The sequence below is a fragment of the Cupriavidus sp. BIC8F genome (assembly GCF_032465815.1).
Classification (GTDB): domain Bacteria; phylum Pseudomonadota; class Gammaproteobacteria; order Burkholderiales; family Burkholderiaceae; genus Cupriavidus; species Cupriavidus necator.
The window spans coordinates 323,552-337,395 of the sequence record NZ_CP136095.1 but is presented as its reverse complement, the minus strand read 5'-3'; the positions used below and the strand labels follow the sequence as shown (position 1 = coordinate 337,395).

Sequence of the window (13,844 nt, the reverse complement as noted above, 5' to 3'; positions counted from 1 at the left end):
TGCGCTGATTTGATGTGGACGACGTCCATTTTCTTTGCTAAGGTATTGTGGACGGCGTACACAAGAGCGTGCGCCCAATGTTCACTGCGGCCAGCGCGCCGCCTGATTCGCGCGCCATGCCGATATCCACGGCCGCCCGAGCGGCGGCCCACCTACAGGAGTTGTCATGCAAGTCCAGCCCTATCTGTTTTTCGAAGGCCGTTGCGATGAAGCCGTTGACTTCTACAAGAAGATTCTCGGCGCCAAGGTCAACATGCGGATGACGTTCAAGGACAACCCGGAGGCCGACAAGGCCAGCCCGGGTTGCCAGCCCGGCGCCGGCACCGAAGACAAGGTCATGCACATGGAGTTCCAGATCGGCGACAGCGTGATCATGGCCTCCGATGGCCGCTGCTCGAACCAGCCCAACTTCCAGGGATTCGGCCTGTCGATCAACTACCCTGACAAGGCCGCGGTCGAAAAGGCCTTCAACGGCCTGAAGGAAGGCGGCCAGGTGGTGATGCCGCTGGACAAGACCTTCTTTGCCGAGCAGTTCGGCATGGTCACCGACCGCTTCGGCATCATGTGGATGCTGCTGACGGCACCGAAGTAAGCCGCGCATCGCGCAGGTTTCCCCGGCAGCGACGCGCCCCTTGAGCGTATGGGCTTACAATGCGCCGCCTGCCGGAGAAACCACGCCATGGACGATCGCATCAACGAACTCGAAATCAAGCTCGCCTTCCAGGAAGACCTGCTTGATACCCTGAACAGCACCGTGGCGCGCCAGCAGCAGCAGATCGACCTGCTGCAGGAGCAGTTCCGCGCGCTGTACCAGCAGGTGCGCAGCGCCGCCACCACCGCGGCCGAAGCCGACCCCCAGCAGGAAATCCCGCCGCACTACTGATGGACGCGGGCCCGCGCCATGCAGGCCGATCGCCGATGTGACGGAACGCCACCCCGCCCACGCGGTCTGACAGGCTGACCCATCCACCGCCGCCCTCGACAGGCGCGCCCCATCCGCCACATGCATGTGAAACCTTCCCTGCTGATTGCCGCCGCCTGCGTCGCTGGTGCTGCTGGTGCCTCCTCGGCGCTGGCCGGCTACAACATCTGGACCGGCGAGTATTCCCTCTCCCGGCAGGAACTGCAGACCGCGCTGGACAAGCGCTTCCCCGCCACGCTGCGCTATGCCGAAGTTGTCAGCGTGCAGCTCAGCCACCCCCGGCTGGTGCTGGACGAGGCCAACAACCGCGTCACCACCCACGTCGACGCACGCCTGACCAACGCCTTGCTGCCCTCCCCGCCGGTAGACGGCAAGCTGGCGCTGAACAGCGGCGTGCGCTATGACCCGGCCAAGCGCGCGGTGCTGCTAGACAATCCGACCGTGCAGCAGGTGGAAGTCGCCGGCATGGGGCAATACCGCGAGCAGCTCAACGCCATCGGCGCCGTGGTCGCGCAGCAGCTGCTGAAGGACTATCCGGTCTATACCTTCAAACCCGAAGAACTGCGCGTCGGCGGCAAGGACGTGGAGCCGGGGGCGATTACCGTGGGCAAGGATGAGGTGCGGGTGGAGGTGAAGCAGCGGTAGGCTACGGGCCGGCCTGCTCTGGGTTCGCCGATTGTTCAGCCTGCCGCGCGGCGTGGCCACGTTGCGCACGCCGGCCCCAGAACCAGCCACCGGCAATGGCAAGGCCGCCGCTCAACGCGAACACCAGCGGAATCCCGATCTTGCGCGCCAGCACACCGCCCAGCAGCGGCGCGAGCACCAGCGCCACCAGTTGCACGCTCCTGGCGGTGGCGCTGACGCTGCCGAGACAATGGCGCGGGCATTGCTGCTGGATCGCCACGGCCTGGCTCAGGCACGCCAGGCAATAGGCACAGCCATTCACCATCCAGAGCCCGAGCCACAGCATCTCGGGCATGCCGCTGCCGGCCAGCACGCCGGGGATCAGCACGGTCAGCCCAACCACGGCAAGACCGGGCGGCGCCAGGCGGATGCCACGCCACCGGTACAGGCGCGGGAACGCCAGCGCGCCACACACGGCGCCCGCGGCGGTGCCGCTCACCAGCATGCCAAACGCCGATGCCGGCAACCCCTGCGACTTGATGAACAGCGCCAGCAGCGGATCGTAGAGTCCGAATGTCGCAGTCAGCATGAACACGCAGCCGAACGACACCCGCACGGCATGACTGTCGCGCAGCAGCGCCATCAGTGGCCCCAGCCGCAAGGCGCCTCGTGCTGGAGTGCCTTGCGCGGCGACCGGGCGCGCCCGGTCGCGCAGCGGCACCAGGCAGCCGATTGCGAGCAACGACAGGCCGGCCGAAAGCCAGAGTCCCGACATTGGCCCGTACAGCGCGGTCGTGCCGGCCGCGATCAGCGGCGCGCACACCTTGGTGATCTGGTCGGCAGCCGTCATCAAGCCGGCATTGGCGGCAAGCTGTGCATGGCTGAGCATCGATCGGACCATGACCTGTTCCGGCGGCAAGGCGCTGGCATTGGCCAGCGCCTTGAGCATGACCAGCAGCACGAACACGCTCAGGTCTGGCGCCATGAGCAGCAGCAACGATGTGATGCCGCGTGCGCTGTAACTGGCAAACAGCATGGCAGCAGGGTTGCCCCGGTCGGCCAGCCAGCCGAAGAAGGGCCCGCCGACCAGGACCGGAATGACGAACAGCGAGGCAGCAACGCCCGCCGCGGTCGCATCCGCGCCCCAGTGGAAGGCGAGCAGCGAAAAGACCACGGTGGCGTCGAGCCACACCATCAGGGCGCTGACAATCCTGGCGGCGAGCAGCGGCTTATATCCGGGGACGGCGGCCAGCCTTTGCATGGGAACGGAGGAACGCGTTGTCGAAACGGGTCAGCATAGGGCGCGATCGCTGCCCCTGGCCGGCGCATGCGCGAGATTTCGACCTTTCCGCAGTGCATTTCGGAACTTGCGGGACGATGCCTGCGAAATTTCAGATCACCCGCGCATCGGATTTCGCCCTCCCCGAAACACCACCCCCAACCCCGCCAGCACCGCCCCCATTCCCGCCATCGCCAGCGGCGCCATGCGGTTGCCCAGCAGCAGGTAATCGAGCACCGCCGTACCCGCCGGCACCAGGTAGAACAGGCTGGTGACGTTGACCAGGTTGCCCGCGCGGATCAGGCGGTAGAACAGCAGCGTCGCACCGATCGAAATGACCAGCGCCAGCCACAGCAGCGGCGCAGCGAACGCCAGCGAAGCATCGAAGGCGAAGGGCTGGAACGACAGGCACAGCAGGCATGCCGCGAGGCTCGCGCCGTACTGCAGCGGCAGCACTTCTGCGGGTGCACGCGTGATGCGCTTCTGCAGGATGGCGCCGACGGTCATGCTGGCGAGCGAGGCCAGCGCGCACAGCACGCCCGCCAGCGACAGCCTGGCCAGCAGCAGGCTGTCGGCCACCACCATGGCCAGCCCGGCGAGCGCGAGGGCCAGGCCCGCCATGCGTGCGGCGCTGAAGCGCCGCTCGGTCAGCAGCAGCGTCAGCATCGGCTGGGCGCCAAGCACGGTGGCGAGCACGCCGGGTGTCATGCCGTGGTCAAGCGCAAGGAAGTAAAAGACGGAGTAGCCGCCGATCAGCAGCAATCCGGTCAGGGCGACGTACAGCCGCTCGCCGCGCGGCGGCAGCAGGCGGTGCCTGGCCAGGCCGATCGCGCTCAGCACGGCGCAGACCAGCGCGAAGCGCAGCGTCAGCAAGGCGAAGGGCGTGGCGTGGTCGAGGGCCAGCCGGGCGGCGATGGCGCCGCTGCTCCACAGCAGCACGAAGAGGGGCGTGGCCCAGGCGGAGGTGTTGGTGGTGCGTGTGTCGGTGGCGGCGTCGAATTGCGCCGCGCAGTCTTTGTCGGTTGTCATGGATGTCATCTGTCGTCAGCTTGGCAGGCTCCGGCAACGCGCATCGGCATGCGGCCATGGCACTGCGGCAGACGCGTACTGGCGTGCGACTGCCGTGCGCGCAGGCACACGGATACGGGACTACCGGAGACGAATGAGGCTGGGAGGCGTGCCCGTCAGCCGCGCGGCGGCGGCGGCGGGTGCGCACCGCCGATGAACGGCGGCGGCGCGACAGACGTGAACGCAGGCTGGCGACGCACGCATGGCAACGCGCGGCCCGGGGGCGCGGCGTTGACGGGGCGTTGGCGGTCTGCGGTCATGGTGGAAATTGAAGACTTCGAAGAAGTAGTCCGGCGATGCTATGCCTGTGCGGCCATCGCGTCAACGGGGTTTTGTCGTGCCCTGCTCCAGCCGGGACACCAGCGCCTGCAGTGTCGGCGCGCATCCGGCTTCCACCTTCAGCGCGAGCATCGCGTCCGCCCGCGTGGTGCCCAGGTTGAGCGCGGCCACGGGCTTGCCCATCTGTCCGGCCCAGACGCAGAAGCGGTAGCCGGAATAGACCATCAGCGACGAACCGACCACCAGCATGGCATCCGCTGCTTCCAGCGCCGCGCGTGCGGCATCGACCCGCGGGCGCGGCACGGATTCACCGAAGAACACCACGTCCGGCTTGAGGATGCCGCCGCAGCGCCCGCACTCGGGCACGCGGAACTGCGCGAACAGCGGCGATTCGAAATGCACGTCGCCATCGGCGGCGGGTTCGGCGATCACGTCGCGCAGCGCGGCGTTCTGTGCCAGCAGCCAGTCCTGCAGGCCGGCGCGGTCATGGCGCGTGCCACAGTCCAGGCAGATGGCGCTGGCCAGGCTGCCATGCAGTTCGATCACACCCTCGCTGCCGGCGCGCTGGTGCAGGCCGTCGACATTCTGCGTGACCAGCGCCGTGAGCCGGCCGTGCGCGCCAAGGCGCGACAGCGCATGGTGCGCGGCATTGGGTCGCGCCTGCCACGCCACCGGCCAGCCCAGCATGCTGCGCGCCCAGTAGCGCTGGCGCCCCGCGTGCGAGCCCAGGAAGGCCTGCAGCGTGATCGGCTGCGAGCGCTGCCACTGGCCGCGCGCGTCACGGTAGCCAGGTATGCCGGAATCGGTGCTGATGCCCGCGCCGGTCAGCACGAACAGGCGCGGGTGGCGCTGCACGAAATCGAACAGCGCGGACGTCGGGTGCGGGGGTTGCAGGGGCTCGCTCAACTTGCCGGATCCTCGGCATGGCGCGCCGCCTGGCGCGCCTCCCAGGCGCGCAGCTCCTCGCGGTAGCGGTCCATCTCCTGGTAGTAGTAATCGAAGATGCAGGGATCGCAGCCGGAGCCGCAGCACTCGTCATCGCCGGGCCGCTCTGGCGGCACCGGGCGGGGGTCGTCGGGGGGCACGGCGGGGGACGCTTGGGACACTGACAGTTCGCGAACAGGCGCATTGGCGGATCAACCGCCAGTATATTCCCGCCGGCGCCGGCCTGCCGCCGGACCCCTCAGTGGCCGAGCAGCCCCTCGCCGACCGGGATCACCAGCGCCGTGCCCGCCAGGCAGGCGATGTCGTCCTCGGCAAGCCGGCGCGACACCACGCTGGCCAGCCTGGCGCCGATGCGGGCAAGTTCGGCGGCGTCGGCCAGGTAGACGGCGTCGATCACGTTCTGGTCGAACTGCAGGGCCGCGCTCAGGCGACAGCGCCCGGGCGAGCCGGCTGGCTCGGCCTGCCAGCTGACCTGCACCTGGTTGCCGTCGCTGCGGTGGTATTCGGCCGACATCGGAAACAGCCGGCAGGTATGCTCGCGGGTCCACTCGACCAGGGCAGTCATGGCGATTCCCCCTTTGGCGGGACAGCACGTCCGCCGGTGCGCCGCGTCAGCGGCTCAGTACATGGTAGAGCCAGTCGTGCGCGCGTGCCGGCACGCCCAGCGCGCTGGCATCGATGCGCTGCCCCTGCACCCGCAGTGTGCCTTCGTGCAGGGCATCCACCGCTGCCTGGGCATCCGGGAACCTCCCCATCACGCCATTGCCCAGCATCAGCATCCAGTCCTTCTCGCGGGGAATGAGCGTGAGCTGTCCCGCGGCGGTCTGGCAAAAGAAATAACCGTACATGCAACCCCCAAGCACCTCGCCTGTATCCATCCTAGTGCAGGGCGCCGCGGGGTCGCGTGCCGATCTGCACGCTTCCGAACGGCGTGATGAATTGTTTTTGCACGGCCGCGAGCGGGCGGCCTGCATGCGGCATTTTGCCCGAAGATAGCCGGATGTCCCGCCCGGCTGCCGCCGGGCCGGGCCAATGCCGCGCGCTGCGGCCGACAGCAAAACCGATTGCGAACCCCACGGTGCCATGAAGGCAGCCCTACTCCATTGCTTGCGCGAACTGCTCGTACCGGCGGCCCTGGCGCTGGCTGCGGGCGCGGTCCTGGCCGCTGAGCCGGCCTCCATGCCGGCGGCGCCGGCGATAGAGCCGCCCGCGAACCAGGCCGCGGCGGCCACGCCGCAGCGGGCCGGGGGCGCGCGCCCCCGCATCTGCCTGGTGCTCTCGGGCGGCGGCGCGCGCGGCGCGGCGCATATCGGCGTGCTCAAGGTGCTGGAGGCGATGCGCGTCCCGGTCGACTGCATCGCAGGCACCAGCATGGGTTCACTGGTGGGGGGTGCCTATGCCACCGGCATGGCGCCCGCCGAAATGGAGCGGCTGGTCGGCGGCCTGAGCACCGAAAAGATTTTCAAGGAACGCCCGCCGCGCCAGGACCTGACCATCCGGCGCAAGCAGGACGATTTCACCAACCTGTTTACGCCAGAGATCGGGGTGCAGGCCAGCGGCCTCTTGCTGCCCAAGGGCGCGGTTTCGGGCGTGCAGCTGGAGACCGTGCTGCGCCAGCTGGCCAACGCGCCCGGCTACCGGGACTTCGACCAGTTTCCGATCCCCTACCGCGCCGTGGCCACGGACCTGGTGGCAGGCACGCCGGTAGTGTTCAGCCAGGGCGAGCTGGCCAACGTGATGCGCGCCAGCATGTCGGTGCCGGGCGCGGTGGCGCCGGCCGAGTATGAGGGCCGGCTGCTGGTCGACGGCGGCCTGACCGACAACCTGCCGGTGAACGTGGCGCGCAACATGGGCGCAGATATCGTGATCGCGGTGAACCTGGGCACGCCGCTGATGAAGCGCGAGGAACTGACCTCGCTCATCGGCGTGACCGGCCAGATGCTCAATATCCTGACCGAGCAGAACGTGCGTGCGTCGCTGGCCTCGCTGCGGCCCACCGACGTGCTGATCGAGCCGGCGCTGGGCGATTTCTCCGCGACCGACTTCGACCACCTGCCGGCAACCATCCCCATCGGCGAGGCCGCCGCGCGCAAGGTCGCCGACCGCCTCGCGCCGCTGGCGCTGCCGCCGGCGCAATATGCGCAACTGCGCGCCAGGCAACAGGCGGTGCAGCCGCCTGACACCCGCCCAGTCGATGAGATCCGGCTGGCGCCGCTGCATCGCGTCAACCCGGACTACGTCACCGCGGTGATGGAAACCAAGCCCGGGCAGCCGGTCGACCAGGCCACGCTGGACCAGGACATGCGCCGCCTGTTCGGCACCGGCGACTTCGAGCACGTCAACTACGGCATCCTGGAAGAGCCCGGCAAGCGCGTGCTGGCGGTCAATGCGGTGGAGAAATCCTACGGTCCCGACTACCTGCGCTTCGGGCTCGGGCTGAGCTCGGATTTCCGCGGCGATGCCTACTTCAACCTGGTGGGCAGCTACCGGCGCACCTGGCTCAATGCGCTTGGCGCCGAATGGCGCACCGATGCGCAGGTGGGCCAGACCTCGTCGCTGATCAGTGAGTTCTACCAGCCGCTGGATACGCGCCAGTACTTCTTTATCGCGCCGCGCATCGAGCTGGAGCGGCGCCCGGTCAATGTCTTCCAGGGCAGCACGCGCATCGCCACCTACGACCTGCGCCGCTTTGACATCGCGCTGGACGCGGGCAGCCAGTTCACCAAGTACGGCGAGCTGCGCGTGGGCGTGCAGACCGGCTCGGAACACGCCACCCTGAGCACCGGCCCCGAGTCGCTGTCGCCAGGCCCGGGCAATATCCGGCGCGGCGCCATCACCGGGCGGCTATTCTTCGACCAGCTCGACAGCGTCGACTTCCCGCGCTTCGGCTATGCGGCCCGGCTGCACATCTACGCTTCTCAGCCGGGGCTGGGCGCCGACCAGGCTTATGTCAAAGCGTTGGCAGACGGCATCTATGCCCACTCGTTCGGCGACAACACGGTCTCGCTGGCCTTCAGGGTCGGCAGCAATATGGGCGGCAAGCCGCTGCCGCGCTATGACCTGTTCCAGTGGGGCGGCTTCCTGCAGCAATCCGGTTATGCCACCGGGCAGCTGCTGGGCGGCAACCTGCAGTTTGCGCGGCTGATGTACTACAACAAGCTGGCGCGCCAGACCCTGCTGCAAGGCGTGTACGCAGGCTTTTCGCTGGAGGCGGGCCGCATGGGCGACCCGCTGGTGCCGGAGAGCCCGACCGGGCTGCTCAAATCCGGCTCGGTCTTCCTGGCGCTGGACAGTCCGCTGGGCCCGCTTTACCTGGCCTATGGACGCGCCGCCGCGGGCACATACAGCTTTTACCTGTTCCTGGGCAAACCCTTCTGAGCCGGCCAGCATAAGCGCCCACCAAATGTGAACCCGCCGTACCCCACCAAAGTTGTATGTAATGTCTTAATTCAAATGTCTATACTTTTTACGTCACCAAGACCCCCTCTTGAATGACGACCTTCCCCGGTCGCCGCTCCCCAGCGGCGACTTTTTTTTGGGCGCCCGCCTGGCTTGCGACGCCTATAATCCGGGCCTCGGGCTGCACTTGCGGCCGCTCCGCGCCTTTTCGCGCGCCTCCTCCCATGCAGATTGATTTCACCCATTTCACGCCGTGGCTGTCGCTGGCCGGCGGGCTGGTCATCGGCCTCGCGGCGGCGCTGATGATCCTGGGTCTCGGCCGCATTGCCGGCATCAGCGGCATTGTCGGCGGCCTGCTGAAGCTGCCGCACGGCGACACCGCCTGGCGCGCCGCCTTTGTGATCGGGCTGTTGCTGGCGCCGTGGCTGGCGGGCGCGTTCGATGCCATGCCCGCGGCTCAGATCGACGCCGGCTGGGCCGAGGTGCTGGCGGCGGGGCTGTTGGTAGGCATCGGCACGCGCTACGCCGGCGGCTGCACCAGCGGGCACGGCGTGTGCGGCCTGTCGCGGGGTTCGGTGCGCTCGCTGGCCGCCACGCTGACCTTCATGGCGGCGGGCTTCCTGACGGTGCTGGTGCAGCGTCATTGGCTGGGAGGCTGACCGATGGGCACGCTCTTCTCATTGCTGGCCGGGCTGGTGTTCGGCATCGGCCTGATCCTGTCCGGCATGGCCAACCCGGCCAAGGTGCTGGGTTTTCTCGACCTGGCCGGCGCCTGGGATCCGTCGCTCGCCTTTGTCATGGCCGGCGCCATTCTGGTGGGGGTGGTGGCCTTCGCACTGGCGCGCCGGCGCCAGCGCTCCTGGCTGGGGCTGCCGATGCAGTGGCCGGCGCTGGCCGCGGTCACGCCGCGGCTGGTGCTGGGCACCGCGGCGTTCGGCGTGGGCTGGGGCCTGGCGGGCTTCTGCCCGGGCCCGGCGCTGGTGGCGCTGGGTGCCGGCTATGCCAAGGCCTGGGGTTTTGTCGGCGCCATGCTGGCAGGCATGGCGCTTTACGAGATCGCGGAGCGGCGCGGGCGTTGATGCAGCGCCGCATCCGGCCCTCGTGCCGTGCGGGCTATGCGCGAATGCAGCAAAGGCTGGCCCCTGGCGGCCAGCCGGTTTAAGATTGCGCGATTATCGGACAACAAGCCCAGACAACACACCTCCCAATGGATGTCCTCCGCCCCCTCGGTCTTGGCCATGCACAGGCCGACACCGTCCGCGTTGCCCGGCCCCAGGCCGACCTGCTCGCCAGTTTTGCCGGCGATCCCAACTTCATGCTGTCGCTGGCGCGCGGGCTGACCGTGCTGGAGGCCTTCTCGGAACGCAAGCGCCCGCTGACGATCTCGCAGGTGGCGCAGCGCACGCAGCTGTCGCGCGCCTCGGTGCGCCGCTGCCTCTATACGCTGGAACAGCTCGGCTACGTCAGCCAGCAGGACGGGCAGTTTGCGCTGCGACCGCGCGTGCTGCACCTGGGCCACGCGTATTTCTCGTCGACCTCGCTGGTGTCCCTGGCGCAGCCGATCCTGGACAACCTGAGCGCGCGCATCCACGAGACCTGCACGCTGGCGATCCTGGACGGCACCGACATCCTGTACCTGGTGCGCTCCGAAGTGCAGCGGGTGCTGAACTATTCGCTGGGCATGGGCAGCCGCCTGCCGGCCTACTGCACCTCCAACGGCCGGCTGCTGCTGGCGCACCAGCCCGCCACGGTGCTTGACGGCTTCTTCGAGCATGCCGAGCTGCGCCCGCGCACGCTGCAGACCAAGGTCTCGCGCCAGGAGCTGGAAGCGTGCTTCGAGCGCGCCCGCGAGGTGGACTACGTGATCGTCGATGAAGAACTGGAACCGGGCCTGCGCGCGATGGCCGTGCCGGTGCGCTCGGCCTCTGGCATCGTGCTGGCGGGGCTGAGCGTGAGCGTGCGCGCCGCGCGTGTTTCCGAAGCGGAGATGATCTCGCGGCTGCTGCCGCCAATACGCGAAGCCGCGGCGGCAATCGGCCGGCTGATCGGCTCCTGATTGCCGCTGACTAGTCCGCTGACTACCCGCGCAGCCGCGCGGGACTGAGCATGGCCGCGGTCACGCCGTGGCCGGCAATATGCTGCGGCATCCGCTACGGTGCATCAGCCCCGGTGCATCAGCCCCGGTGCGCCAGTTCCAGCGCAAATACCAGCCGCTGCAGGAAGTTCTCCATGCGCCCGTCCGGATGGATGAAGGCGCAGCCGAAATGGTGGATGGCGCTGTCGTCATGGCCCACCAGCCAGTGGCCGACCACCTGCAGGTCCAGCTCAAGCTTGCCCAGTTCGCGGAAGTCCAGCCGGCACTTGCCGACCGTGGTGCCGACCGGCAGCTGCTCTGCCGAGACCGTCTTCGAGCGCAGCCCCACGCCCGACAGCGACAGGTCGGCGATATCGAGCCCCAGCACGGTCTTGTCCGACATGTGGATCTCGCAGCGGTAGCCCCTGGTCACCAGCGTGCGCGCGCGGAAATGGCGGCGGCGCTGGAAGTGGTAGAGCTTCTCCGGGAATTCGACAACGAAGGCCGGGCCTTCCTCATAGCGCGTGGCGGCCGGCTGGCCCACCACGAAGTTGACCGGCACGCCGCGCAACAGCCCCGAGAACGCATTTTCATCCGAGGTCATCAGCGACATCCGCTCGGGATCCGCATTGCACCAGTCGAACACGAAGGTGCGGTTGACCGGGTCGACGTGCAGGACCGACGTGACGAACTGGTGCCCGGTGCGGGTGCGCACGCTCAGCATGCACTTCTGCCAGGACAGGTCGCGCAGCACGGTGCCGATCTGCGAGTTGTGCGTCAGGCGATAACGGTCATCCGCCGGCTCAATGTCGGATTCGGCGCCGTTATCGGCTGGCCCGGAGGCATCGTGCTGATTCATGGATTCACGCAACATCTGGAGTGGCTGGGATCGCCGGGTACGGGGGCTTCGGCCTGCCGGCCGCGCGCATGTTAAGCGCCTGCCCCAATGCCCGGCAAGACTCATGCTCTCACTTCGGCAGATCTGTGGCAGAACTTGAGCACAGACTTCCGGGGGGTAGCGCGCACGCCGCTTTCAGGCGTCCGGGGGCGATGGCGGCGGCGCCGCAAGCGTTGCCTGCGCCTCTTCTCGCAACCACGCCAGCAGCACCAGCCGGCGCGTGTCGTGTTCAAACGGCGCGGGTGACAACAGATGATAGGCCGATCCGTCGGCCACAAAGCCGAACGGCGCCTCCAGCCGGCCATCGGCGATCTCGTCGGCGGCCATCAGCTGCGAGGCCATGGCCCAGCCCAGCCCAGCGGCGGCGGCCTGCAGGCTGAGGTAGAAATGTTCATACCAGGCGTCGCCGTCGCAATGCACGACGGGGGCGGCATCGCCGCGCACCGCCTGCCAGCGCTGCCATGCCTCGGGCCGCGTGCGCGTATGCAGCCGCGCCGGGACCGTGGCCGCCCCCTGCGCAAGCCGCGGCCGGCACACCGGCCCCACCCGTTCCTGCGCCACCTCGCGCGCATGCCAGCGCGCATCGAAGGCAAAGTCATTGCGCCGCAGTGCCAGGTCGGCGCCGCTGCGGGTGAAGTCGATCGGCCCGCCCGCGGCCATCAGGTGCAGCGGGATATCGGGATGGCGCGCGGCAAAGCGCGGCAGCCGCGGGATCAGCCAGCGCACGGCGATGGTCGGCTCGCATGACAGCACCAGCGCCCGCCCTGGCGGCTGCGTGCGGATGCGCGCGGCGGCGCCGGCCAGCACCTCCATCGATTGCGTGGACGCCGCGAACAGCGTGCGCCCCGCCTCGGTCAGGAAGACCCCGCGGTTGCGCCGCTCGAACAGCGCCACGCCCAGCGTGTCCTCGAGCTGGCGGATCTGCCGGCTGACCGCGCCATGGGTCAGGTGCAGTTCCTCCGCCGCCCGGACAAAGCTTTGGTGGCGCGCCGCAGCCTCGAAGAATCGGATCCAGCCCAGCCAGTGCATCAGTCAGTTTTTCTCACGTAATTGCGCGAGTATATATCGGTTGTGGCGGCGCTTTCCGGCACGCAGAATTGGGTACGCCCGGATCGCCCGATGTGGCGATCTCCGGATAACTGCAACGTAACCTGACAGAAAATGCCCCCAATCGCCGAATCCCTGGCGGTCGCCGCCGTGACCGTGCTGGCCGTTGTCAGTCCGGGCCCGGACTTCGCCATGGTCACCCGCAACAGCTACCTGTACGGCCGCCGCGCCGGCCTGCTCAGCGCGCTCGGGATCGCGCTGGGGGTGCAGGTGCATGTGCTCTATACGATGTTCGGAGTGGCGCTGCTGATGGCCCATGCGCACAGCGTGCTGACGGTGGTGAAGATGCTGGGCGCGGCCTACCTGGTGTGGATCGGCATCCAGACGCTGCGCAACCGCGAGGCGCTGGCAGTAGACCTGCAAGGTGCGCGCACGCTGCGGCCGTGGGCGGCCCTGCGCATGGGCTTCCTGACCAATGCGCTGAACCCGAAGACCACGCTGTTCGTGGTCAGCACCTACACCCAGGTAGTCGATGCGCACACGCCGGTGCCGGTGCAATGGGCTTATGGCGGTTTCATGTCGGTGGCGCACCTGGCGTGGTTCAGCCTGGTGGCGTGCGTGTTCACCGCGCCGGCACTGCGCGCGGCGATGCTGCGGCGCCAGCGGCTGCTGGACCGCACCATCGGCTCGGCCTTGTGCGGGCTGGGCGTGGCGCTGGGGCTCAGCAACCTGGCGTAGGGCCAGCCTGCGCCAGTGGCCAGGCCTGGCGCACGAGATGCTGGGGGCCTTGCGGGCCGAGCCAGCTTTCGAACAGCACCAGCCGCTGCACGTGCCAGGGCTTGCTGGCCAGCGTGCGGTGCGTATCGAGCCAGGCGCGCAGCACGCTTTCCGGCACGGACGGCTTGCAGCGCGCCAGCGTCAGGTGCGGATGGAAGCGCCGCCGCTCCGGGGTAATGCCCGCGGCCTCGGCCAGCGCCTGCCCGACATCAGCGTGCAGGGCGCGCAGCGCGTCCAGGCCGGGACCTGGCGCCAGGCCTGCCCACAGCACCGAACCCTGGCCGCTGCGAAAGCGCCCGGTACCGGCTGCCTGAAGCAGGAAGGCAGGCGCGCGGATGCTGTCGAGCGCGGCCTCCAGCGCTGTGCCAGGCACGTTGCACTCACCCAGGAAGTGCAGGGTCAGGTGAACCTGCTCTGGCGCTGCCTGCCGCACGCCGTGCGCGGGCGGCAGGGTCGACAACAGCCATGCCGCCTGCGCGGGCGGGACTTCCACGGCGATGAACAGGCGCGGCATGGCAGCGCAGCCAGCGCG

17 protein-coding genes are annotated in these 13,844 nt (G+C 68.6%); 8 read left to right on the top strand and 9 right to left on the bottom strand.

Annotated features, from left to right (window positions below; all coding sequences use genetic code 11):
- Positions 1-166 precede the first annotated feature (166 nt).
- From RS901_RS21730 to RS901_RS21720, 3 genes are all read left to right on the top strand, one after another.
- Entirely contained in the window at positions 167-592 is a 426-nt protein-coding gene (locus RS901_RS21730; RefSeq protein ID WP_316155742.1) for a glyoxalase/bleomycin resistance/extradiol dioxygenase family protein, read from the top strand.
- A gap of 87 nt (positions 593-679) precedes the next feature.
- Positions 680-883 (top strand): SlyX family protein, encoded by a 204-nt coding sequence (locus RS901_RS21725; RefSeq protein WP_010811191.1) that lies wholly within the window; start codon positions 680-682, stop codon positions 881-883.
- 120 nt (positions 884-1,003) lie between these two features.
- Positions 1,004-1,567 (top strand): DUF1439 domain-containing protein, encoded by a 564-nt coding sequence (locus RS901_RS21720; protein WP_316155739.1) that lies wholly within the window; start codon positions 1,004-1,006, stop codon positions 1,565-1,567.
- A gap of 1 nt (position 1,568) precedes the next feature.
- Here the strand turns inward: RS901_RS21720 and RS901_RS21715 are convergent, their stop codons facing one another.
- The 6 genes from RS901_RS21715 to RS901_RS21690 form a co-directional block, all read right to left on the bottom strand.
- Complete coding sequence (locus RS901_RS21715) at positions 1,569-2,807, bottom strand: MFS transporter (protein ID WP_316155737.1); 1,239 nt, start codon at positions 2,805-2,807, stop codon at positions 1,569-1,571.
- A 135-nt stretch (positions 2,808-2,942) separates the two neighbouring features.
- Positions 2,943-3,854 carry a DMT family transporter gene (locus RS901_RS21710; RefSeq protein WP_316155735.1) on the bottom strand — a complete coding sequence of 304 codons (912 nt, stop codon included), beginning with the start codon at positions 3,852-3,854 and terminating at the stop codon, positions 2,943-2,945.
- A gap of 360 nt (positions 3,855-4,214) precedes the next feature.
- Positions 4,215-5,078 (bottom strand): NAD-dependent protein deacetylase, encoded by an 864-nt coding sequence (locus RS901_RS21705; protein WP_316155733.1) that lies wholly within the window; start codon positions 5,076-5,078, stop codon positions 4,215-4,217.
- Positions 5,075-5,278 (bottom strand): oxidoreductase-like domain-containing protein, encoded by a 204-nt coding sequence (locus RS901_RS21700; protein WP_226797872.1) that lies wholly within the window; start codon positions 5,276-5,278, stop codon positions 5,075-5,077. The genes RS901_RS21705 and RS901_RS21700 overlap by 4 nt, the downstream gene beginning before the upstream one ends.
- A gap of 77 nt (positions 5,279-5,355) precedes the next feature.
- Complete coding sequence (locus tag RS901_RS21695; RefSeq protein WP_316155728.1) at positions 5,356-5,682, bottom strand: hypothetical protein; 327 nt, start codon at positions 5,680-5,682, stop codon at positions 5,356-5,358.
- A 46-nt stretch (positions 5,683-5,728) separates the two neighbouring features.
- Positions 5,729-5,965 (bottom strand): hypothetical protein, encoded by a 237-nt coding sequence (locus RS901_RS21690; RefSeq protein WP_013954064.1) that lies wholly within the window; start codon positions 5,963-5,965, stop codon positions 5,729-5,731.
- Between the two features lie 235 nt (positions 5,966-6,200).
- On the opposite strand from RS901_RS21690, the gene RS901_RS21685 reads away from it, so the two are divergent.
- The 4 genes from RS901_RS21685 to RS901_RS21670 all read left to right on the top strand — a co-directional run bounded on the left by RS901_RS21685 (position 6,201) and on the right by RS901_RS21670 (position 10,572).
- Entirely contained in the window at positions 6,201-8,495 is a 2,295-nt protein-coding gene (locus tag RS901_RS21685) for a patatin-like phospholipase family protein (protein ID WP_316155726.1), read from the top strand.
- Positions 8,496-8,740: 245 nt separating this feature from the next.
- On the top strand, positions 8,741-9,175 hold the full coding sequence (locus tag RS901_RS21680; RefSeq protein ID WP_316155725.1) for a YeeE/YedE family protein: 435 nt from the start codon (positions 8,741-8,743) through the stop codon (positions 9,173-9,175).
- Between the two features lie 3 nt (positions 9,176-9,178).
- Complete coding sequence (locus RS901_RS21675) at positions 9,179-9,595, top strand: DUF6691 family protein (RefSeq protein WP_316155724.1); 417 nt, start codon at positions 9,179-9,181, stop codon at positions 9,593-9,595.
- 128 nt (positions 9,596-9,723) lie between these two features.
- Positions 9,724-10,572, top strand: coding sequence for an IclR family transcriptional regulator domain-containing protein (locus RS901_RS21670; RefSeq protein ID WP_013954068.1), 849 nt, complete (start codon positions 9,724-9,726; stop codon positions 10,570-10,572).
- A gap of 118 nt (positions 10,573-10,690) precedes the next feature.
- Here RS901_RS21670 and RS901_RS21665 read toward each other — a convergent pair whose 3' ends face one another.
- Positions 10,691-11,464 carry a flagellar brake protein gene (locus RS901_RS21665; RefSeq protein ID WP_410054213.1) on the bottom strand — a complete coding sequence of 258 codons (774 nt, stop codon included), beginning with the start codon at positions 11,462-11,464 and terminating at the stop codon, positions 10,691-10,693.
- A gap of 159 nt (positions 11,465-11,623) precedes the next feature.
- Positions 11,624-12,517, bottom strand: coding sequence for a LysR substrate-binding domain-containing protein (locus RS901_RS21660; protein WP_316155715.1), 894 nt, complete (start codon positions 12,515-12,517; stop codon positions 11,624-11,626).
- A gap of 132 nt (positions 12,518-12,649) precedes the next feature.
- On the opposite strand from RS901_RS21660, the gene RS901_RS21655 reads away from it, so the two are divergent.
- The gene (locus RS901_RS21655) at positions 12,650-13,273 is read left to right on the top strand and encodes a LysE family transporter (RefSeq protein WP_316155713.1); all 624 of its coding nucleotides are present in this window, start codon (positions 12,650-12,652) and stop codon (positions 13,271-13,273) included.
- Here the strand turns inward: RS901_RS21655 and thpR are convergent.
- Entirely contained in the window at positions 13,257-13,826 is a 570-nt protein-coding gene (gene thpR, locus RS901_RS21650; RefSeq protein WP_316155711.1) for an RNA 2',3'-cyclic phosphodiesterase, read from the bottom strand. The genes RS901_RS21655 and thpR overlap by 17 nt on opposite strands.
- Between the last annotated feature and the right edge of the window lie 18 nt (positions 13,827-13,844).